This is a genomic window from Paracoccus sp. (in: a-proteobacteria), from assembly GCF_030538695.1.
GTDB lineage: Bacteria > Pseudomonadota > Alphaproteobacteria > Rhodobacterales > Rhodobacteraceae > Paracoccus.
Genome location: NZ_JAUNTN010000018.1, coordinates 1 through 20443 on the forward strand (window position 1 = coordinate 1; position 20443 = coordinate 20443).

The 20443-nt window shown below is 64.1% G+C and carries 22 protein-coding genes, 1 tRNA gene and 2 pseudogenes; 16 read left to right on the forward strand and 9 right to left on the reverse strand.

What is annotated here, in order from left to right; translation table 11 throughout:
- The 8 genes and pseudogenes from Q4G24_RS11230 to Q4G24_RS11265 form a co-directional block, all read left to right on the forward strand.
- Window positions 1-365, forward strand: a pseudogene (locus tag Q4G24_RS11230) (conjugal transfer protein TrbE); the annotation flags it as partial.
- Window positions 362-1144 (forward strand): P-type conjugative transfer protein TrbJ, encoded by a 783-nt coding sequence (gene trbJ / locus Q4G24_RS11235; RefSeq protein WP_303366627.1) that lies wholly within the window; start codon window positions 362-364, stop codon window positions 1142-1144. The pseudogene Q4G24_RS11230 and the gene trbJ, both read left to right, overlap by 4 nt.
- 14 nt (window positions 1145-1158) lie before the next feature.
- A complete protein-coding gene (trbK-alt, locus tag Q4G24_RS11240; protein ID WP_303366628.1) occupies window positions 1159-1446 on the forward strand; it encodes a putative entry exclusion protein TrbK-alt in 288 nt (95 codons plus the stop codon).
- A gap of 2 nt (window positions 1447-1448) precedes the next feature.
- Window positions 1449-2810 (forward strand): P-type conjugative transfer protein TrbL, encoded by a 1362-nt coding sequence (gene trbL, locus Q4G24_RS11245; RefSeq protein ID WP_303366629.1) that lies wholly within the window; start codon window positions 1449-1451, stop codon window positions 2808-2810.
- The gene (gene trbF / locus Q4G24_RS11250; RefSeq protein WP_303366630.1) at window positions 2807-3496 is read left to right on the forward strand and encodes a conjugal transfer protein TrbF; all 690 of its coding nucleotides are present in this window, start codon (window positions 2807-2809) and stop codon (window positions 3494-3496) included. The genes trbL and trbF overlap by 4 nt, the downstream gene beginning before the upstream one ends.
- A complete protein-coding gene (gene trbG, locus Q4G24_RS11255) occupies window positions 3493-4494 on the forward strand; it encodes a P-type conjugative transfer protein TrbG (protein WP_303366631.1) in 1002 nt (333 codons plus the stop codon). The genes trbF and trbG overlap by 4 nt, the downstream gene beginning before the upstream one ends.
- On the forward strand, window positions 4491-5627 hold the full coding sequence (locus Q4G24_RS11260; RefSeq protein WP_303366632.1) for a TrbI/VirB10 family protein: 1137 nt from the start codon (window positions 4491-4493) through the stop codon (window positions 5625-5627). Before trbG ends, Q4G24_RS11260 begins: the two co-directional genes overlap by 4 nt.
- Before the next feature lie 2 nt (window positions 5628-5629).
- Window positions 5630-5845, forward strand: coding sequence for a DUF2274 domain-containing protein (locus tag Q4G24_RS11265; RefSeq protein WP_303366633.1), 216 nt, complete (start codon window positions 5630-5632; stop codon window positions 5843-5845).
- A gap of 21 nt (window positions 5846-5866) precedes the next feature.
- On the opposite strand, the gene Q4G24_RS11270 is transcribed toward Q4G24_RS11265, so the two are convergent.
- Window positions 5867-6850, reverse strand: coding sequence for a hypothetical protein (locus Q4G24_RS11270; protein ID WP_303366634.1), 984 nt, complete (start codon window positions 6848-6850; stop codon window positions 5867-5869).
- 176 nt (window positions 6851-7026) lie between these two features.
- Here Q4G24_RS11270 and Q4G24_RS11275 point away from each other — a divergent pair, with 176 nt between their 5' ends.
- From Q4G24_RS11275 to Q4G24_RS11290, 4 genes and pseudogenes are all read left to right on the forward strand, one after another.
- A complete protein-coding gene (locus Q4G24_RS11275; protein WP_303366635.1) occupies window positions 7027-7350 on the forward strand; it encodes a hypothetical protein in 324 nt (107 codons plus the stop codon).
- Window positions 7347-7700 carry a DUF6516 family protein gene (locus Q4G24_RS11280; RefSeq protein ID WP_019173979.1) on the forward strand — a complete coding sequence of 118 codons (354 nt, stop codon included), beginning with the start codon at window positions 7347-7349 and terminating at the stop codon, window positions 7698-7700. The genes Q4G24_RS11275 and Q4G24_RS11280 overlap by 4 nt, the downstream gene beginning before the upstream one ends.
- A complete protein-coding gene (locus tag Q4G24_RS11285; protein WP_303366636.1) occupies window positions 7697-8083 on the forward strand; it encodes a helix-turn-helix domain-containing protein in 387 nt (128 codons plus the stop codon). The genes Q4G24_RS11280 and Q4G24_RS11285 overlap by 4 nt, the downstream gene beginning before the upstream one ends.
- Window positions 8083-9123, forward strand: a pseudogene (locus Q4G24_RS11290) (recombinase family protein); the annotation flags it as partial. The gene Q4G24_RS11285 and the pseudogene Q4G24_RS11290, both read left to right, overlap by 1 nt.
- Window positions 9124-9351: 228 nt before the next feature.
- Here the strand turns inward: Q4G24_RS11290 and Q4G24_RS11295 are convergent.
- The 3 genes from Q4G24_RS11295 to Q4G24_RS11305 all read right to left on the reverse strand — a co-directional run bounded on the left by Q4G24_RS11295 (window position 9352) and on the right by Q4G24_RS11305 (window position 10697).
- Window positions 9352-9579, reverse strand: coding sequence for a hypothetical protein (locus tag Q4G24_RS11295; RefSeq protein ID WP_303366637.1), 228 nt, complete (start codon window positions 9577-9579; stop codon window positions 9352-9354).
- Between the two features lie 120 nt (window positions 9580-9699).
- A tRNA-Ser gene (locus tag Q4G24_RS11300) sits at window positions 9700-9789 on the reverse strand.
- Between the two features lie 98 nt (window positions 9790-9887).
- Window positions 9888-10697 (reverse strand): hypothetical protein, encoded by an 810-nt coding sequence (locus tag Q4G24_RS11305; RefSeq protein WP_303366638.1) that lies wholly within the window; start codon window positions 10695-10697, stop codon window positions 9888-9890.
- 197 nt (window positions 10698-10894) lie between these two features.
- On the opposite strand from Q4G24_RS11305, the gene Q4G24_RS11310 reads away from it, so the two are divergent.
- Complete coding sequence (locus tag Q4G24_RS11310) at window positions 10895-11515, forward strand: outer membrane protein (RefSeq protein WP_303366639.1); 621 nt, start codon at window positions 10895-10897, stop codon at window positions 11513-11515.
- Window positions 11516-11604: 89 nt separating this feature from the next.
- Here the strand turns inward: Q4G24_RS11310 and ychF are convergent, their stop codons facing one another.
- Entirely contained in the window at window positions 11605-12702 is a 1098-nt protein-coding gene (ychF, locus tag Q4G24_RS11315) for a redox-regulated ATPase YchF (protein WP_303366640.1), read from the reverse strand.
- 117 nt (window positions 12703-12819) lie between these two features.
- Here ychF and trpA point away from each other — a divergent pair, with 117 nt between their 5' ends.
- The 3 genes from trpA (at window position 12820) to Q4G24_RS11330 (ending at window position 14955) form a co-directional block, all read left to right on the forward strand.
- Window positions 12820-13617, forward strand: a complete 798-nt coding sequence (gene trpA / locus Q4G24_RS11320) for a tryptophan synthase subunit alpha (protein WP_303366641.1) — start codon at window positions 12820-12822, stop codon at window positions 13615-13617.
- A gap of 59 nt (window positions 13618-13676) precedes the next feature.
- Window positions 13677-14405, forward strand: a complete 729-nt coding sequence (locus Q4G24_RS11325; RefSeq protein ID WP_303366642.1) for a molecular chaperone DjiA — start codon at window positions 13677-13679, stop codon at window positions 14403-14405.
- A gap of 91 nt (window positions 14406-14496) precedes the next feature.
- Window positions 14497-14955 (forward strand): hypothetical protein, encoded by a 459-nt coding sequence (locus Q4G24_RS11330; protein ID WP_303366643.1) that lies wholly within the window; start codon window positions 14497-14499, stop codon window positions 14953-14955.
- A 23-nt stretch (window positions 14956-14978) separates the two neighbouring features.
- Here the strand turns inward: Q4G24_RS11330 and Q4G24_RS11335 are convergent, their stop codons facing one another.
- Genes Q4G24_RS11335 through Q4G24_RS11350 form a run of 4 tightly spaced genes read right to left on the reverse strand, consistent with a single transcriptional unit; the run spans window position 14979 to window position 20441 of the window.
- Window positions 14979-16250 (reverse strand): PolC-type DNA polymerase III, encoded by a 1272-nt coding sequence (locus tag Q4G24_RS11335; protein WP_303366644.1) that lies wholly within the window; start codon window positions 16248-16250, stop codon window positions 14979-14981.
- Window positions 16251-16253: 3 nt separating this feature from the next.
- Entirely contained in the window at window positions 16254-16760 is a 507-nt protein-coding gene (locus Q4G24_RS11340; RefSeq protein ID WP_303366645.1) for a hypothetical protein, read from the reverse strand.
- Entirely contained in the window at window positions 16760-18574 is a 1815-nt protein-coding gene (locus Q4G24_RS11345) for a DUF294 nucleotidyltransferase-like domain-containing protein (RefSeq protein ID WP_303366646.1), read from the reverse strand. Before Q4G24_RS11345 ends, Q4G24_RS11340 begins: the two co-directional genes overlap by 1 nt.
- 55 nt (window positions 18575-18629) lie before the next feature.
- Window positions 18630-20441: a sodium:solute symporter family protein gene (locus Q4G24_RS11350; protein ID WP_303366647.1), complete on the reverse strand. Its 1812-nt coding sequence runs from the start codon at window positions 20439-20441 to the stop codon at window positions 18630-18632.
- Between the last annotated feature and the right edge of the window lie 2 nt (window positions 20442-20443).

Genomic DNA, 20443 nt, shown 5'->3' on the forward strand with positions numbered 1-20443 from the left:
CGACGCGACTCTTGTTGCCGAACGAACGGGCCATCGAACCGCAGATCACGGCCATTTATCGCCGCTTCGGCCTCAATGACAGGCAGATCGAAATCCTCGCACGGGCCACGCCCAAGCGGGATTATTACTGCCAGTCGCGGCGCGGCAACCGGCTGTTCGAGCTGGGCTTGTCCGAAGTCGGCCTCGCTCTCTGCGCCGCATCCGCCAAATCCGACCAGACCCTCATTGCGCAGATTGCCGCTGAACACGGTCGCGACGGCTTCCTCGCCGCATGGCTACGGACGCGCGGCATCGATTGGGCGGCTGACCTGATCCCGAACCTCACCAATCTCATCCCCCAGCCCGAAAAGGAGTCCCAATCATGACCATTCGTCGTTCCCCCTCGCGCGCCATTTTCATGGCGGCGACGATGCTCGCCGCGCCGCTCACGCTTTCGCCCATGCTCGCAAGCCCGGCCCATGCGCAATTCGGCTTCGGCCGGATCGTCTATGACCCGAGCAACTATGCGCAGAACGTGCTCACGGCAGCGCGCACGCTCGAACAGATCAATAACCAGATCACCAGCCTCCAGAACGAGGCGCAGATGCTCATCAATCAGGCCCGCAATCTGGCGAGCCTGCCGCATAGCTCGCTCCAGCAGCTCCAGCAGAACGTCCAGCGCACGCAGCAGCTTCTCGGGCAGGCACAGAACATCGCCTTCGAGGTCGGCCAGATCGACCAAGCGTTCCAGAGCCAATACGGCAATGTCTCGCTGTCCGCGACCGACGCCCAGCTTGTCGCCGACGCGCGCGGCCGTTGGGAAAATACGGTTGGCGGTTTGCAGGACGCCATGCGCGTGCAGGCTGGCGTCGTCGGCAACATCGACAGCAACCGCGCCGAGATGGCGGCCCTTGTCGGCCAGAGTCAGGGCGCGACCGGGGCATTGCAGGCGACGCAGGCCGGCAACCAGCTTCTCGCCCTCCAGTCGCAGCAGCTTTCCGACCTGATCGCGGTCATCTCTGCAAACGGCCGCGCCGATGCGCTGACCGAGGCCGAGCGCGCGACCGCCGCCGAACAGGGCCGCATCCAGCGTGAGCGGTTTCTGACACCCGGCACCGGCTACCAGCCCGGCAACGCTCAGATGTTCAACAACGGCAACAACTGACCGGGAGGCTCGCCATGGACGGCAAGATGCTGGCCCGCCTCGGGGCCGTGGTGTTCGTCGCCATCGCCGTCACGGCGACCGCAATCGACATGGCGCGGAAGGACGAACCTTCCGCGCCGCCGCCGGCGTCGGCCTTCCAGCCCCCGGCCGATCCCCTGCGCGAAACATTGCGCCGCTGCCAGCAGCTCGGCGAAGCGGCGGCAAGTGACGCCGACTGCCTCGCCGCATGGGCGCTATCCCGCGACCGCTTCCTGGGCCGCCCGTCCGCGCCCGCCACGCCGCAGGCCAGCGAAGGGCGCTGACCATGGGAAACACCGGCGTCATCGACAATTTCCTCGGCGTATTCACGTCCTACATCGACAGCGGATTCGGCCTGCTGTCCGGCGAAGTCGCCTTCATTGCCACCACGTTGATCGTCATCGACGTGACGCTCGCCGCGCTCTTTTGGGCATGGGGCGCGGATGATGATGTGGTCGCGCGGCTGGTCAAAAAGACCCTGTTCGTGGGCGTCTTCGCCTACATCATCGGCAACTGGAACAACCTCGCGCGCATCGTCTTCGAGAGCTTCGCCGGCCTCGGCCTCATGGCGTCCGGCACCGGATTTTCCGTCTCCGATCTGATGCGACCGGGCCGCGTGGCACAGACCGGCCTCGATGCCGGCCGCCCGCTGCTCGAATCCATTTCCGACCTGATGGGCTGGATCGCTTTCTTTGAAAACTTCATCCAGATCGCGTGCCTGCTGTTCGCGTGGGCGCTGGTCGTGTTGGCGTTTTTCATCCTCGCCATCCAGCTTTTCGTGACGCTGATCGAGTTCAAACTGACCACCCTCGCCGGCTTCGTCCTCATTCCTTTCGGGCTTTGGGGCAAATCGGCGTTCATGGCCGAAAAGGTCTTGGGCAACGTGGTGTCGTCCGGGATCAAAATCTTGGTCTTGGCCGTCATCATTGGGATCGGCTCGACCTTGTTCGGTCAGTTCACGGCCGGTTTTGGCGGCGCAACCCCGACCGTGGACGACGCCATGGCGATTGTGCTGGCAGCCCTGTCGCTGCTCGGCCTCGGCATCTTCGGTCCCGGCATCGCCAACGGCATCGTATCGGGCGGGCCGCAGCTCGGCGCGGGCGCCGCTGTGGGAACCGGGCTTGCGGTCGGCGGCGCGGCCATCGCCGCTGGCGGCGGGGCCATGCTTGCCGCCAAGGGCGGTGCCGCTGCCCTGTCCGGTGGAGCCGCTGCCGTTCGCGGCGGCGCGGCAACCGCAGGCGCTGCCTCCGCTGCCTACAGCGTCGGCTCGCTCGGTCAGTCCGGTGCGGCTGGTGTTGCTTCCGGCATGGGCGGTGTGGCGCGCGCCGCTGGTTCCGCCGCTATCTCGCCCCTGAAACGCGCCGTCGCGCGTGCCGGTGAATCCGTCAAATCCAGCTTTTCCGATGGCGTGAAGAGTGGCTTCGGGGCCAGCGGCGGCAGCTCCACCATGGGCACGGTCGGCGGCGCAAGCGCCGATCCCGCAGCCGCGCCATCCAGCCCGACCGGCAGCCCTCCGGCTTGGGCGCAGCGGATGCAGCGCCGGCAGGCCCTCAACCACGGCACCACCATGACCGCCCATGCCGTCCGCTCCGGCGACAGCCACGGCTCCGGTTCCTCCGTCAACCTTTCCGAAAGTGACCGCTCATGAGCATCTTCAAACGACCAGCAACCCATTACGGCAAGACGCCGGAACCCGAGACGCCTTATCAGCGCGCCGCGCAAGTCTGGGACGAGCGCATCGGCTCGGCCCGCGTGCAGGCGCGGAACTGGCGGCTCATGGCCTTCGGCTCGCTGATCCTGTCTGCCGGCTTCGCGTCCGCACTGGTCTGGCAGTCCGCACGCGGGACCGTGGTGCCTTGGGTCGTGCAGGTGGACAATCTCGGTCAGGCGCAGACCGTCGCGCCAGCCAGTGCCGACTATCGCCCGACCGATCCGCAGATTGCTTTCCATCTCGGCCGATTCATCGAGCAGGTGCGCGCGATCCCGGCCGACGCGATCATTGTCCGCCAGAACTGGCTTCGCGCCTATGAGTGGACCACGGATCGCGGCGCGGCGGCATTGAACGACTACGCCCGCGCCAATGACCCCTTCGCCAAGGTCGGCCGCCAGCAGGTCGCCGTCGAGGTGTCGAGCGTCATCCGGGCCTCGCCCAACAGCTTCCGTGTAGCGTGGACGGAAAGGCATTTCGAGAACGGCCAGCTTTCCACCACGGAACGATGGACGGCCATTCTCACCATCGTCATCCAGCCGCCGCGCGACGCCGAGCGCCTGCGCGCCAATCCGCTGGGAATCTACGTCAATGCAATTTCGTGGTCGCGGGAGATGAGCCAATGAGAACGATCACCCGCACCCCGGCAATCGCGGCCGTGCTGCTTTCAGCCACCATGCTCGCAGGCTGCGCCACCAACCGGACGCCGCAATTCAGCTACGACGCCAGCGTGCCGCCGCTGCCGACCGTGCAGGCGGCGGCAACCGACAACACGCCCCGGCCGCTGCATGTGCCCCCGGCATGGACCGTGGCGCGCGGCGGCACCGCCGCAGGCACGCCGACCGGCCGCGTCGAGAACGCCAATGCCGCCGCCCGCGTCGAACCGCGCCGGGAAGGCTACTACAACGCCATCCAGATATATCCGTGGTCGGAAGGCGCGCTCTATCAGGTCTATGCCGCAGTCGGGCAGATCACCACCATTGCGCTGGAGCCGGGCGAGAGCCTGACAGGCGCGGGGCCGATCGCGGCCGGCGACACCGCCCGCTGGATCATTGGCGACACCGAGAGCGGCAGCGGTGCGAACCGCCGTGTCCATATCCTCGTGAAACCCACGCGGCCGGATATTTCCACCAACCTTGTCGTTACCACCGACCGGCGCACTTACATGCTCGAACTGCGCGCGCGGGAATCGCTCTACATGCCCGCCGTGGCATGGGCTTATCCCGCACCGCCAGCAGGTCAGCGCCAGACGGTCCCGGCCGCGCCCGTCATTCCGGCCGAGGCAGCGCGGAACTATCGCTACGCCTTGCAGGTGCAGGGCGACAGCCCGCCATGGCGGCCGGTTTCCGTCTTCGACGATGGCAGGCGCGTCTATGTCGTCTTCCCGGCCGGGATCGTGCAGGGCGAGATGCCGCCGATCTTCGTGCTTGGATCGAACGGCGAGCCGCAGATCGTCAATTCCCGCATCCACCAGAACGTCCTGATCGTGGACCGCCTGTTCGGCGCGGCCGAGCTGCGCCTTGGCAGCGGCAACCGCCAGCAGGTCGTCAGGATCGTCCGCACCAACCCGACGCAGGCCGCCGCCGCGCAGCCTGCCAGCGCGACCGGAGACACCCCGTCATGAGCGACAACACCATCACCGATACCATCGCACCCATGCGCCTGCGCGCCGAGCCGCCCCGCGTCACCCGCCTGTCCCGCAAGATGCTGGCAGGCGTCGGAGCGGTCGCGCTTCTCGGCATCGGCGGGGCGCTGATCTACGCGCTCCAGACCCGCGATGCAGGACCGGGCGGCGACGAACTCTATTCGACCGAGAACCGGCCCACGGCGGACGGCCTGTCCGGCCTGCCGAGCGACTATAGCGGGCCGGCGCTCGGCCCGGCGCTGCCCGGCGACCTCGGCCGTCCGATCCTCGACGCGCAGACAAGGGGACAGCCGGTCGCGCCGCCCGTCATGACGACGCCCGCCGTCGATCCCGAAGAAGAACGCCGCAGGGCCGAGGAAGAAGCCGCGCGCTTGAGCAACGTCTTTTTCCAGTCCGGCCCGCGCACGGGAACGCCGGCAGGAACGACCATGCCCGGCCTCGCCGGGCTTGGCCTCGGCGGACAGCCCGCAACACAGGATCGCCACGCCGCGTTTCTCAACGGACCCGTGGACCGGCAGACCGTCGCCCCGGATCGCGTCACGCCGCCGGCATCGCCCTACATCCTTCAGGCCGGGGCCGTGATCCCCGCCGCGTTGATAACCGGCATCCGTTCTGATCTGCCCGGCCAGATCACCGCACAGGTGACGGAGAACGTCTATGACAGCCCGACCGGCTCGCTGCTCCTGATCCCGCAGGGCACCCGCATCATCGGCCAATACGACGATGGCGTGACGTTCGGCCAGCGCCGCGTGTTGCTGGTCTGGAATCGCCTGATCCTGCCGGGCGGCCGCTCCATCGTTCTGGAGCGCCTGCCGGGCGCGGACGCCAGCGGCTATGCCGGGCTTGAGGATGGCGTCGATTATCATTGGTGGGATTTGATGAAGGCCGCAGGGCTGTCCACGCTGCTTGCAGTCGGCTCGGAGCTGGCGACGAGCGACGAGGACCGGCTGATCCGCGCCATCCGCGACGGGGCGCAGGATACCGTCAATCAGGCGGGCCAGCAGATCGTCCAGCGCCAGTTGCAGGTTGCGCCGACGCTCACCATCCGGCCGGGCTTCCCGGTCAGGATCATCGTCACCCGCGATCTTGTGTTCGATCCGGCAGGAGGTTGACCATGACCAAGCTGAAACTCGGCCCGCTGCCCGACGACAAGCCCGTGAAGGTCATGCTGGAGTTGCCCGCAACCCTCAACCGCGATCTTATCGCCTATGCCGAGGTGCTGGCCCGTGAGAGCGGCCAGCCCGCCGCCGATCCCGCCAAGCTCATCGTGCCGATGCTTCAACACTTCATCGCCACGGATCGAGGGTTTGCGAAGGCACGGCGAGCATAGAATCACGCACCTTGCGGTCTGCTAGAATGGTATCTCATCTGAATCGTCCGCTGCCGGTGAAGGAGGAAGCGCACCCTTCGGCAGCGGCAGGTTCGTCACGATGAAAAGGTTGAGTATATCTTCGCGATCCATAAACATGACCTGCGAACGCTTGGTTGCGTCTAGCCGCTCACCTAGCCAGTTTTTTGCCTGCTTAGTTATCTCGCCCCCCGCAACGATGAATGCGTGATCGACCAGCACGCGCCTGTTCACCTCGGGGTCGAATATCTCGTGCCCGAGCATCATCGTGACTTGGTTCAACATCTCGCCGATGTTGCTCGACCCGCCCTTGCTCATGCCCGCCGAATCCAGCTTCCCCTTCTTGGCTTGGATGCCAAAGTAGAGGACATGGAGCGTCGGCAACGTGAACTTCATCCACACGTCCTTGCCATATTCTAGGGCCTTATCCTTGTGACCGATGGCGGTTACGCGATGGAATCCAAGTTGTCGGAATAGCGGTAGCAGAACCTCCTCAATCAGCTCATCTTCCGCGCACTTGTCGAGATATGCGGTTAGCAGCTCTTTGCGCTGTAGCTCTTGCGGAGTAAGCGGACGATGTGGGTTGGCAACCTCCGCAACCGTATTCGTTGCGATGTGTCGAAGCTGACCGATCCCACGTTCATCGTAGAACGCCTCCCACCCCTCACGGGCGAGAACGATATTTAAGGCTGCTAGCGCTTTACCGCGATCTTCATCACCTTCTTCGGCCTCTCCCATATCAAGCAAGCGACGAATAATCCGAACAAAAGCGTCTGGTGGAACCGATGGCCGCGAGTGCGGCAGTGCTAGGACTTCTTCCAAGCGCGCGGCGGTCCAAGCCCATCGCGTTGACCCGTCATGAGCATAGTTCAGATCGCAATCCTCGAAGAACTCGGTGATGTAGCTGCTCGACCGATACGGAAAGTGATCGACATTGCCACACACAATATCGGCCAACGCTCGGAGGTTTCGATTCTTCCACTGCATGATTTCAACTTACGTTGAGCAAACGGGCACAGCAACGTCACTACGGGAGTAAAAGGGGGTGCCGCCAGCGCACAGGCGCAAATGCGGCACGCTACAGGCCGCCGACTGCCCTCCATGGTTCGCCTAATTCCGGGGCCTGTAGCGCCCCGGAATCCACCAGAACCAAGGAGGATTCCATGTGCGCAGAGCGCCGCCGCGCCCGCAAAGGGCGACCGCGACACCCGGTCCCCGAAGCACTTCCCGACGATCTGTTCGACTACGCCGACGAACCCACGCCAGACGGCCGGGAACGCCGCAGCTCGCCGCTTCGCATCGTCGATGTTGAGACGCTGCCGGTCTTCGACGACTGGCCCGAAAAGGTGCCGATCACCGAGGAAGAACTGCAAATCTTCGAGCGGTATTTCGGCCATGTGCTTGACCGTCTTTTTGGCCCCATTGACCTTGATCCCGACAATCAGAGCTTGCCACCGTTAACATCAGATGGTAACAATGAGCCATGAGCGAGGATCGTGACCAGAGCCTCGACACGCTTCTGGACCTCGACGGTCAGGTGCTTGTCGTCGATCCCGAGGGCGGCCATTGGGTGAAGTTCATCGTCACCCGCGTTCCGGCGTCCCCGGAGAAGCCGCACGGCCTCGATTATTCGCTCACGCTTCACGGGCCTTCGGGCGAACGGCTGGTCGGCTTCGATAACGCCCATCCGGTCGGCCGGGGCAGACGCGGCGAGCCGATGGACCATCGGCACCGCCTCCAGACCGTGAAGCCCTATGCCTACGAGGACGCGGCCACGCTGCTGGCCGACTTCTGGCAGGCGGTGGACGCGGTGTTGAAGGAGCGAGGTGTCCTATGACCACATTGAAAGTCGGGATTGCCGGCTACGACGAAATGAAGGCCCGCACCATGCGGATCGCCAAGGGCGAGGAAAATCCGGCGGCGGACGATCCGAAGGTGTGGTTCACATCCATGGAATCCTTTGCACAGCTCCTTTCCAGCGGGAACCGCGAGCTGCTGCGCGTCATCGACGAGCAATCGCCCGGCTCGCTGGAGGAACTGTCACGGATTACCGGGCGGGCAAAGCCTAGCCTGTCCCGAACCCTCAAAAAGATGGCGAGCTACGGCCTGATCCGCATGGACCCCGGCGAGGGCCAGAAAGTCGTGCCCAAGGTGCTGCATGATCGTGTCGAGCTGGACTTGCCCTTGCTCGAACGCCGCGCGGCGAAAGGAGGCCGGTGATGAACATTCATTCCCCGCACGTTGCCCTACGCGCCGCGCTCTATCTGCGCGTCTCGACCGCCCGGCAGGCCGAGCATGACGTGTCGATCCCCGACCAGAAGCGGCAGGGCGAAGCCTATTGCGAGTCTCGCGGCTATCAGCTTGTGGAAACCTTCGTCGAGCCGGGTGCATCGGCGACCAACGACCGCCGCCCCGAGTTCCAGCGCATGATCGAAGCCGGCACGTCGAAGCCACCAGCGTTCGACGTGGTGGTGGTGCATAGCTTCTCGCGGTTCTTCCGCGACGAATTTGAAATGGAATACTACTACCGGAAGCTGGCGAAGAACGGCGTCAAACTCGTATCCATGACGCAGGAACTTGGTGACGATCCGATTCACCAGATGATGCGGCGGATCATGTCGCTGTTCGACGAATACCAGTCGAAGGAGAACGCCAAGCACGTCCTGCGCGCCTTGAAGGAGAACGCGCGGCAAGGCTTCTGGAATGGCTCGCTGCCGCCCATCGGCTACCGCGTCGTCGATGCCGAGCAGCGTGGCACGAAGATGAAGAAGAAGCTGGAAATCGACCCGCTGCACGCCGACACCGTGCGCCTGATCTTCCGCCTTGCATCGGAAGGCGATGGCACGTCCGGCCCCATGGGCGTCAAGAACATCGTCAGCTACCTCAACAGGAACCGCATGTTCACTCGCAGCGGCGGGCGTTGGGGCATCGGCCAGCTTCACCGCGTCCTGACCCGTCGCACCTATATCGGCGAACATCGGTTCAATCGCCGGTCCAAGAAAGGCGAGGTGAAGCCCGAGGAAGAAGTCGTCACCGTCGCGGTGCCGCCGCTGATCGACCTTGAGATATTCGAGGCGGTGCAGAAGCGTTTGCAGGTCAACAATCCGAAGGTGACGCCGCCGCGCGTCGTCAGCGGCCCGAACCTGCTCACGGGCATTTGCTATTGCGGCAATTGCGGCGGGGCCATGACGCTGCGCACCGGCAAGAACGGCCGCTACCGTTATTATGCCTGTTCGATCCGGGCGCGGCAGGGCGAAACCGGCTGCAAGGGCCGCGCGATCCCTATGGACAAGCTGGACCGCATCGTGGTCAGCCATATCGAGGAAAGGCTGCTGGACCCCGAGCGGATCGAAGACGTGCTTGCCTCGCTGCTGGATCGCCGGCAGGAGAGCGTCGAGCGGCGCGGCCAGCACATCGCCGAATTGAACCAGCGCGCGGCCGAAGCCGACATGCGGCTAAAGCGGCTCTATGACGCCATCGAGGGCGGTTCACTCGACCCGGCCGAATCCGCCCTCGGCGAACGCATCGCCGGCCTTACGGCGATACGGGATCAGGCGCGGGCCGACGCCGTAAGGACCGAAGCCATGTTGAAAAGCTCTGCCCATAAGGGCCTCACGGGGGCGGCCGTGCGGGAACTGGCGAGCGAGGCGCGCACCGGGCTTCGGCTCGAAAAGGGCGGTTATCGGCGGGATCACGTCCGAGCTTTCGCGCAGCATGTCGAGGTCGCGGACGATGCGATCTACATCAACGGCAACAAAAACACGCTGTTGAGGGCGCTGGTCGCCGCTAAGGGAGGGAAATCGGCGGGAATCGGCGTTCCCGGTTTTATACCAAGGTGGCGGAGTGGAAGGGATTCGAACCCTCGAGACGGTTTCCCGCCTGCACCCTTAGCAGGGGTGTGCCTTCGACCACTCGGCCACCACTCCGCCGACGCGTTTAGCGAGGCGGGCGGGCGGAGGCAAGGCGGTGGGTCAAGATTTTGTCAAAAAACTTGGCCGGGCTGGTACCTGTTACGCGCGGCGGATCAGGCGTCGGACGACAATTGCGACAGCCAGTTATCACCCTCGGCATAGCCATAGGCCACCAGCAGGTCGCCGTGATCGCGGGCGATGGCTTCGGCAACGGAGCGCGGCAAAAGCTGCCATTTCCGGGTTCCATCCGACCGGATATGCGCGGTTCCGCCCGGTGTAATGGCGGCACGGGCGCGCGCACCCGACAGGCCGCCGAACAGGCTGTTGTTATGAAGCGCAGCCAGACCGATGGCGAAATCTGCACCGGAAAAGCCCATATGGCGCAGCGCCAGCGCGAAAACCGTCATCTGGCGATCATGGATGGCGTCCTCGTAGCGCAGGGTAAAGACGTTCTGCCCGGCCCCGATCCAGTTGCGCATCTCGTCAAACGTGCGAGCGGTAAATGCCTCCAGCTCGAACCCCAGCCGCGCCTCGAAATCCGGCAGCCCGCGTAAATGCTGCTGATAGGTCACACCCTTTGGCAGACCCGGCCAAGTCCGGCGCAGGAACCCCTCGGTCGCCTCAAGGTGGTAATCCATCGCCGAAATCAGCATCTCGCGCGGGTCGCGCACGATATGAAGCGCCGGACCGATGGCCAGATCCTCGGGCGTCTGCGCGCCGGTCTGGCTGAACAGAATCAGGACCCCACGACCGTTGCGCGCAATATTCAGGTGGTGTTCAGGATTGTTGCGAAACATCCACAACGGCACCATATGCAACCCCGCACGACGCGCAAAATCGCGGAACACGGCCATGAACCAGACCGAGCCGGTCTTGTGGTGCGTGGCCACATGGATCACCCGTAACCCGTCATAATGATACATGATTGTGCCGCCTTTTGCCGCATTTCCATCGAGTCCCGGCTCATAGCACAAGAACGGCGGCAAGGTGCAAGCCCCGCAGCCCCTCACGGGCGGATCGCGGCCATTCACATTTCCTTGCCCGGGCTGTTCAGATGCAACCATAAGGTTTAGGTCAGCGTTCGTTGAGTGACTGAAGATCAATAACGAGGAACAGTCTTATGAAACTTCGTCTTATCTCTGCTGCGGCCCTTCTGGCCTCGGGTTCGGCTGCCATGGCTGGCGGCTTTGTCGCCCCGGCCCCGGTTGATCCCGTGGTTGTGGCCCCGGTCGTCGCGGCCCCGGCCTTTGACTGGACCGGCCCCTATGCCGGTATTCAGGCTGGCAAGCTGGTCAGCGGCTCGCTGAGCTTCCCCGGCGCGGCCGATCAGGATGTTGACGGCACCGCTTACGGTCTGCATGGCGGCTATATGCATGACTTTGGCCAATTCGTTCTTGGCGGTGAGCTTGCCTATAACAAGCTGAACTCGGTCAAGATCGACAATGGCAATGGTCACAGCGGCCATGAAGTCATGGGTAAAGTGCTGGCCGGTTACGACGCGGGCCGCTGGATGCCCTATGCCACCATCGGCTATGGCGAAGCCAAGCTGAAGGACTTTAACGGCACCGGCACCGATGTCAGTGGCAGCGGTCTGCTGTATGGTGCGGGCGTCAAGTTCAAGGCGACCGAGAACATTCTGGTCGGTGCCGAAGTGCTGAAGCGCGACTATAAGGACTTTGGTGCGGATGACGTCGATCTGGACGCAACCACCGTTGGCCTGAACGTGTCCTATCAGTTCTGATTGGAACCGATCAAAACGGAAAAGGGGCGCTTGATGCGCCCCTTTTTCATGTCTTATGGCTGCTGTTCAGGCCCCGTTCAGGCCCCTGTTCAAGCGTTGAACAGGAAATGCAGAACGTCGCCATCCTTGACCTCATAGGTCTTGCCCTCAACCCGCAGCTTGCCCGCCTCACGCGCGCCAGCCTCGCCCTTGCCAGCGATATAGTCATCATAGGCGATCGTTTCGGCCCGGATAAAACCGCGTTCGAAATCACCATGAATGACGCCTGCCGCCTGCGGGGCCAGCGTGCCTTTGCGGATGGTCCAGGCGCGGGCCTCTTTCGGGCCGATGGTGAAATAGGTCTGCAACCCCAGCAGATCGTAACCCGCGCGGATCAGCCGGTCCAGGCCGGCCTCCTCCAGCCCCATTTCGCCCAGGAACATCTCGGCCTCATCCTCGGGCAACTGGCTGATTTCTTCTTCGATCTTGGCAGAGATCACCACATGACCTGCGCCCTGCGCCGCCGCCATCTCGGCCACTTTAGCCGACAGCGCATTGCCCTGCCCGGCCTCATCCTCGGGGACGTTGCAGACGTAAAGCACCGGCTTAGCCGTCAGCAGTTGCAGCATATTCCACGCCTTGCGGTCATCATCCGAAACCGCGACCGTGCGGGCGGGGCGGCCCGCCTCCAGCGCCTCTTTCGCCAGCCCCATCAGCCGCGCATCCTCTTTGGCCTGCTTGTCGCCCGCATTGATCTTGCGGGTCAGGTTCGACAGCCGCTTTTCCAGACTTTCCAGATCCGCGATCATCAGCTCGGTTTCGATGGTTTCGGCATCGGCAATCGGATCGACGCGGCCCTCGACATGGGTCACATCCCCATCCTCGAAACAGCGCAGCACATGGGCGATAGCATCCACCTCGCGGATATTGGCAAGGAACTGGTTGCCCAGACCCTCGCCCTTGCTGGCGCCTTTGACCAGCCCGGCAATATCAACAAAGGTCATCCGCGCCGGGATAATCTGCTTGCTGCCCGCGATTTCGGCCAAGGCCGACAGGCGACGATCCGGCACCGCAACCTCGCCCACGTTCGGTTCGATGGTGCAGAACGGAAAATTGGCGGCCTGCGCGGCGGCCGTTTTCGTCAGCGCGTTGAACAGCGTCGATTTGCCCACATTCGGCAGTCCGACGATCCCCATGCGAAAGCCCATGATGCACCCTTTCCTTTGCGTCTGGCGGCTATCTAGGGGCGCAGACGGGCCAAGTCCACATTGATATTGTCCGGCCCTTGCGGTTAAGCCTTGGCGCAAGACGCAAAGGATGGCCCCATGACCCGAATCGAGCAACGCTTCACCCAACTGCAAGAACAGGGGAAAAAGGCTTTCGTCGCCTATATCATGGCCGACGATCCCGATGCGGAAACCGCGCTGACGGTGATGCGCGGCCTGCCCGCTGCGGGGGTGGACATCATCGAGCTGGGGATGCCTTTTACCGACCCGATGGCGGACGGGCCGACGATTCAGGCTGCGGGCCAGCGGGCGCTGGCGGCGGGCGGTTCTGTCGCGCGCACGCTGGACATGGTGCGTGCCTTTCGCCAGCAGGATCAGGACACCCCCATCGTGCTGATGGGCTATTACAACCCGATTTACGCAGGCCACGGCGGGGTGCCGGGCTTTCTGGCCGCTGCGGTCGAGGCGGGCGTGGACGGGCTGATCGTCGTTGACCTGCCGCCCGAGGAAGACGCCGAACTGTGCATCCCCGCGCGGGACGCCGGGCTGAACTTCATCCGTCTGGCCACGCCGACGACCGATGACGCACGCCTGCCTGCGGTGGTCAAAAACACCAGCGGCTTCGTCTATTACGTCAGCGTCAACGGCATCACCGGCGGCGCGGCGGCGCAGGCGGGTGATGTCGCCCCCGAGGTCGCCCGCATCCGTAAGGCGGCCGGCCTGCCGGTCGTGGTGGGCTTTGGCATCTCGACCCCGGACGCGGCACGCGACATCGCTGGCGTGGCCGATGGTTGTGTGGTCGGCAGTGCCATCGTCAAGCTGATCGGCGAAGGCCGCCCCGCCGGCGAAGTGCTGGATTTCGTCCGCGCACTGGCAGCGGGCGCCCATTCCGCCTGACAGCTGCCCTGACGCGGAATTGTGTCGCGGGGCGGCGTTGTTTGCGCTAATATGTCCCTATGCTCGACACACCCGCCCCCTCTCGCGCCGCAGTTGCGCCCGAACTTCCGCGCCCGCGCAGCTTTTGGCAGCGAATCGCGGACCGTTTTGCGGCGCTGATCGGCACCGTCAGGGCGGCCACACCGCCGGAACGCTCGGTCGCCTTTACCATCGCGGTGATCGCATTGGGCGCAAAACTCGCCAAGGCCGATGGCACCGTCGCCCGCTCCGAGGTCGCCGCCTTCCGCCGCGTTTTCATCATCCCCCGCGCCGAGGAAAAGAACGCCGCCCGCGTCTTTGACCTCGCCCGTCAGGACGTGGCCGGGTTCGAGCTTTGGGCCGACCGCATCGCCCGCATGTTCCCGCAGGGCGACCCGGTTCTGGTCGATGTCATCGAAGGGCTGTTCATCATCGCCGCTGCCGATGGCGAGATGAACGAACCTGAGCTGATCTTCATTGCCGAGGTCGCAGACCGTTTTGGTATCGCGCCCGAAACCACCGCAGCGATCCGCCGTCGCCACGATCCGATCCGGCGCTGCGCAAGCTGCGAAGTCCTTGGCCTTGCCCCCGACACCCCCGTTGACATCGCCCGCAAACGCTGGCGCGAGCTGGTGCGCGAGAACCACCCCGACCGCGCCATCGCCCGCGGCCTGCCGCCTGAAGCCGTCCGTCTGGCCGAGGCCCGCACCCGCCAGATCAACACCGCCTGGCAAGAGTTCCAGTCTCAGGCCGCTTTGCACACGGCCTGATTTCTTCTTCAATCAAATAGGCTCCTGCCCGCGCGACTGGTGGAACCGCCGGTCTGCTCGCGGGTTACATTTCGGTTAACAGGAGGTTGCCATGCACCCGACCCGTCCGCTGCTTCTGGCTCTGGCCCTTGCACTGGCCAGCCCGGCCATCGCGCAGGATTTCACCATGCCCCGCGCCGACACCCCTGCCCCGCAGGCCGACAGCGACCCGATTGCTGATCTGATGGGCAATATCTTTCAAAACCTGTTGCAAGAGGCGCTGCCGCATCTGAACAATCTGCAAGCAGACATGGAGGGCGCGGCCAACGCGCTGCTGCCAACGGTTCAGGATCTTGGCAAGCTGATCGACGATATGGGCAATTACAACCCGCCCGAGCGGCTGGAAAACGGCGACATTCTGATCCGCCGCAAGGCCGATGCACCACCGCCCCCGCCGGTCAGCGACCGGCTGATGGAGCTGACCCGCCCCCCTGCTGACAGCGAGCCCTCGCTTCCCCCCGGTCATCCGCCGCTGGACCCGTCGCCCAAAGCGCCGGAACTCGAACTGTAATCCGGCTGGCATCCGCCAATGCTCTAATCACGGTTGGCATCCGCCAACAGGCGACGGTGCTTTTTCGCCTCGGCCCGCACCTCATCGAAGCTGCGGATTCCCTTGCCCGCCAAGGCCATCAGCAAGCGCAGCGCCGCCTGCGCGGTGGCCTCGGCGTCACCCATCGCCGTGTGGCGTTTTTCCGGCGGCAGGTCGATCCCCAGCCGCGCCACCAGCGCATCCAGCGAATGTGGTGCGGCCTGCCCCCACAGCATCGCAGACAGCAAAATCGTATCCATCACCGGCTGATCGAACCGCTGCCCGGTTTCGGCCTCGGCGGCGTGCAGCAAGCCCATATCAAAGGGGGCATTATGGGCGATCAACGTCGCCCCCTCACAAAAGTCACGAAAACTGGTCAGCGCGGTTGTCATATCCGGCGCGTCGCGCACCATCTTGTCGCTGATACCGTGAATCGTCGTTGCCTTGGGCGGAATCCCCCGGCCCGGATTGACCAGCGTTTCAAAGCGTTCCCCGGTATCACGCCCGCCGCGCAACCGCACACCGGCGATCTGCACGATCCGGTCGGTTTCCGGGTCCAGTCCGGTGGTTTCGGTATCAAACACCACAAAATGCCCGCCCTGCAAACCGCCAAGCGCCAGCGCCGAAATGGCGGATAGCTCGACCTGCAAAAGCGGGTCCGAAGGCGCGGGCGCGGGCAGAATATCCAGATGCCCGATCGACAGCTCACGCCGCCGCGCTGCCGGGCAGTCCGGACAGTCCTGCCCAATGGCCAGTCCCGGCAAAGCGGCCTCGGCTGCGGCATTGAACAGGATGACATGGCCATGCAGATCAGACAGGATCAGCCCCGCGCCGGGATCGGCCAGAATCTCTTGCAGCACGGCCCCTTCGGCCAGCGCCGCCTGTGCCGGGCGGCCGCCGATACCGCAGGCGTCGCGTGTTGCCGGGGCCAGATCGGCGAGATATTTGCCCTCGGCCCCCAAAGGTGCGGCCCCGGCCCGTAAGCCCCCGGCCAAGGTCTCGATCGGGCGGGCGACGTTCTGATCGAACAGATACCAGACCCACGTCACCAGACCCAGCCCACCAAGCCCGCCGATCAGCCCGGCCAGCGTCAGGGCCGAGGTCAGCCCCGGCGCACGCTGGCCCAGAAAGCCAAGGTTCGCCGCCGCCATCTTTTGCGCCGCCGCATAAAGCCCGACCGCAATCAGCGCCAGAATCCCAAGCCCAAGCCCGGCAAAGATCAGAAACACCCGCTGGCGCAGGGACAGTCTTTCATGCAGAGCCTTGCGATCACTCATCCGTCACCCCCCTTTGCACATGGCACGGATCAACGGATCAGCAGGTGCAGGGTCTGACCAGCCGGTTGGTGTGCCGCTGGCAGCCAGCATCCGCTGCCGCCCCGCTGCGCAATCGACCTGAACCGTCACCTGCCGCGTCGGCTGCCAGCGTTCGACCAGCAGCACCGGCGCCTGCCGCAGCCCCTCGCTCTGCTGCACCATCGCCGGGTCCAGCGCGGTAAAGCGCGTCACCATCGGCACCAGCCAGGCCCAGGGCCTCCACGCCTTGCCGCCCTGCCCGACCTCCAGCACCTCTACCCGCGCGGGCAGTTGGTCGCGCACCCGCGGGAACCATGTGTATTCATTCCAGACCGTGAACCCCAGCATCGCCAGCCCGATCCCGGCAGGCAGCAGCCAGCGCGGCAAATCGAACCCGGCCTTGCTTGCCGCGTGCAGCGCCGCGTAAAGCGCCGCCGCCGCGCCGATCCCCACGGCCAGCATCGCCAGAATATCCCACGACATGCCAGCCATCAGATCATCGCCCCTTTGCCATGCCCGACCGCCGATTGCATCGTGCGCACCACCACAAAGGCATCGCGCAGGTGGCTGCGCTGGAAATCCGCCAGATCCGAGGGGGCCAGATAATTATCAGGCTTGCGGCCTTCGCGCACCTGTTCAGCCTGATTTTCCAGCCGCAGCGTCTGGATCAGGTCATAGGCGGCAACCAGATCCTGCCCGCCACTGTCGGAAATAATCCCCGCCCCCTGCGCCGCCAGCAGGCGTTCACGCGTGTTCACCGCCTCGATCTGGCCGCGCAGGGCATAGACGCGGGCCAGATCCGTCACCGGCACCACGCCATTGGCCTTCATGTCGATCTGGTTGCGATGCTCGCCCGAACGGATCGTCGCAAAGCCCCGGATCATGCCCAAAGGCGGGCGATGTTTCAGGCTGTTGCCGATCATATGCGCCACAAAGATCGAGTTCTTGGCGGCATCCTGCAAGGTCTCGGCCTGCAACCCCTCCAGCAGCGAGACCTCGCCCGCGATGGCGCGCAGATCGAACATGACGCTGGCCAGCATTTGCGCTTCGGGGTTGGGGGTGGTGATCCAGCCGTGGAAATACTCACGCCAGACCCGGCGCGGCTGCCGCCAGCGCGGATTCGTCGCCATCATATCGCCGGGGCAATAGACATAGCCCGCCTGATGCAGCCCATCGCTGACGAACCGTGCCAGTTTTTCGAAATAAGGATCGTTCGGATCGGCAGAGTCATCCAAAATCAGACAGTTATCCTGATCGCTGGTGCCGGTCTGTTCGCGCCGCCCCTGCGAGCCACAGGCCGCCCACAGATAGGGCGCCGGCGGCGGGCCAAGTGTCGCCTCGGCCAGCGCCAGCAGGCGGCGGGTGACGGCATCGGCCACGTCGGTAATCAGCCGGGTTGTGACCTCGTGCCGCTGATGGGCGCTGACCTGCTGGACCAGCAGTTCCGGTATCCGCGCCGTCACCTGCGCCATCGCCGCCGCATCCGGTGCCCCGGCCAGATCGCGCAACAGCACCTGAGAGCTGACCGCCTGCAAGCGCGTCAGATCAGTTTGCGTGACCATGCCGACAAAGCGGCCCTGTTCAACGATGGGCAGGTGGCCGATATTATGTTCCAGCATCGCCCCAAGCACATCCGAGCCAATGTCAGAAGGCGTCAGCACCGCCGGGTTGGCGGTCATAATCCCCGAAACCGGCCCCGATGCATCCAGCCCGCCGGCCACGACCTTGGCCGACATATCGCGGATGGTGACGATCCCCAGCAACATATCCTGCGCATCCGTCACGCCAAGGCTGCTGATATGAGCATCGCGCATCATCCGCGCGGCATCCGTTATCGTGGTATCAGGACGGCAGGCCAAGGCGCGGCCCGACATCAGATCGGCCACCCGCAGCGTGGCGACCTCGGCCCCGCGCGGGCTGGCGGCGGAACCGCGCCGGAAGAACCGGGCAAAGGGGCGTGATGTGCGCAACAGGCGCTGGAACTCGGCCCGCGGCAGCATCAGCATTGCCCCGGCCTGCGTCACGCGGGCATTGGTCACGGCCAGCCCTGCGCCCGTCATCAACCCGCGTTCGCCAAAGCTGTTACCGCGCGACAGTTCCGACACCGGTGCGCCGTTGGCATCGGTGATGGCAACCCCGGCGCTGACGATCAGCCAGATCCCTTCCAGCACCTCACCCGCGCGATAGACCTGCTCGCCCACCGCCCAATCTCTGCGGCTGAAGGAAGCGGCGACCCGCGCCAATTCGTCCTGCGACAGAGAATCATAGGGGTGAATCGCGGCGATAAAGTTGCGAATGTCGTCCACGGTTTCCCCTCTTGGTCAGATGGCCGCGCCCCGGTAAGGGACGCGGCCGCATTGCTTAGTGATCGACCGCCGCGCCTGCGCCTTTCGGCACGCGGATAGATTCGACCAGATCCTGCACCTCCATCGGGACTTCCTCGGTCGCGTTGGACACCAGATAAGCCACGGCAAAGTTAATCAGCGCGCCGATGGTGCCAAAGCTGGCGGGCGCGATACCGAACAGCCAATAGGCTTGCTGATCCGGCAGGAAGTTGGTCCCCGAGATAAAGAACCAGCCCTTATAGGTGAAGATATAGATCACCGTGGACAGCATCCCGGCCAGCATCCCCCAGATGGCGCCGTGACGGTTCACGCGCTTGCTGAAAATACCCATCATCAGCACCGGGAAGATCGAGCTGGCCGCCAGACCAAAGGCCAGCGCCACCGTCTGCGCGGCAAAGCCCGGCGGGTTCAGCCCCAGCCATGTGGCGACAAGGATCGACACCGCCATCGAGATGCGCGCGGCCAGAAGCTCGTTCTTTTCCGAGATGTTGGGGTTGATCGCCCCTTTGATAAGATCGTGACTGACCGCCGAGGAAATCGCCAGCAGCAGACCCGCTGCGGTGGACAAAGCCGCCGCCAGCGCACCGGCCGCCACAATCCCGATCACCCAGCCCGGAAGGTTGGCGATTTCGGGATTGGCCAGAACCATGATGTCGTTATCCACCTTGGTCAGTTCGTTGCCGACCAAACCCTGCGCCGCGATCTGCTCTTGCAGCGCGGGCGAGTTCGCAGCGCCTGCCTCGTTGTAATACTGGATCAGACCATCACCGTTCTTGTCCTCCCAGGTCAGCAGGCCGGTGTCGGACCAGGTGCGCATCCATTGCAGTTCCGGCGCGTTCTGGATCGCATCCAGCGACACGGCGGGTTGGCTGAAGGTTTCACCATGCTCGGCACCGGGCCACATTGCGGCAGACAGGTTGAACCGCGCCATCGAACCGACCGCCGGGGCGACCGTGTAAAGCAGCGCGATAAAGACCAGCGCCCAACCTGCCGAAGACCGCGCATCCGACACTTTCGGCACCGTGAAAAAGCGGATGATAACATGCGGCAGACCCGCGGTGCCGATCATCAGCGCCATGGTGAACAGCACCATGTTGAACGTGCCAAGATGGTGGCCGGTATAGGAATTAAAGCCAAGATCGGTCACAACCTGATCCAGCTTTTGCAGGAAGGGCGTGCCATTCTCGACCGTGCCAAACAACCCAAGCTGCGGCAGGAAGTTGCCCGTCAGGTTCAGCGAAATGAACACCGCCGGAATGGTATAGGCGATAATCAACACCACATATTGCGCCACCTGCGTATAGGTAATGCCCTTCATCCCGCCCAGCACAGCATAGCAGAACACCAGCGCCGCACCGATCCACAGGCCGGTTGCATAATCCACCTCCAGATAGCGCGAGAAGGTGACGCCAACCCCGGTCATCTGGCCGATCACATAAGTAATCGAAATGGTAATCAGGCAGACCACACCGATGATCCGCGCCGTGCCGGAATAAAACCGATCGCCGATGAACTCTGGCACGGTGAACTTGCCGAACTTGCGCAGGTAAGGCGCCAGCAACAGCGCCAGCAGCACATAGCCGCCGGTCCAGCCCATCAGATAGGTCGAGTTGTCATAGCCGGTAAAGGCGATCAGACCCGCCATCGAGATGAACGAGGCCGCAGACATCCAGTCAGCGCCCGTAGCCATACCGTTCATGACCGGGTGAACCCCCCGGTTCGCGGCATAGAACTCGGCCGTGGAACCGGCCCGCGCCCAGATTGCGATACCGATATACAGCGCAAAGGACAGGCCAATGAAAATCAGGTTAAGCGTAAACTGATCCATGA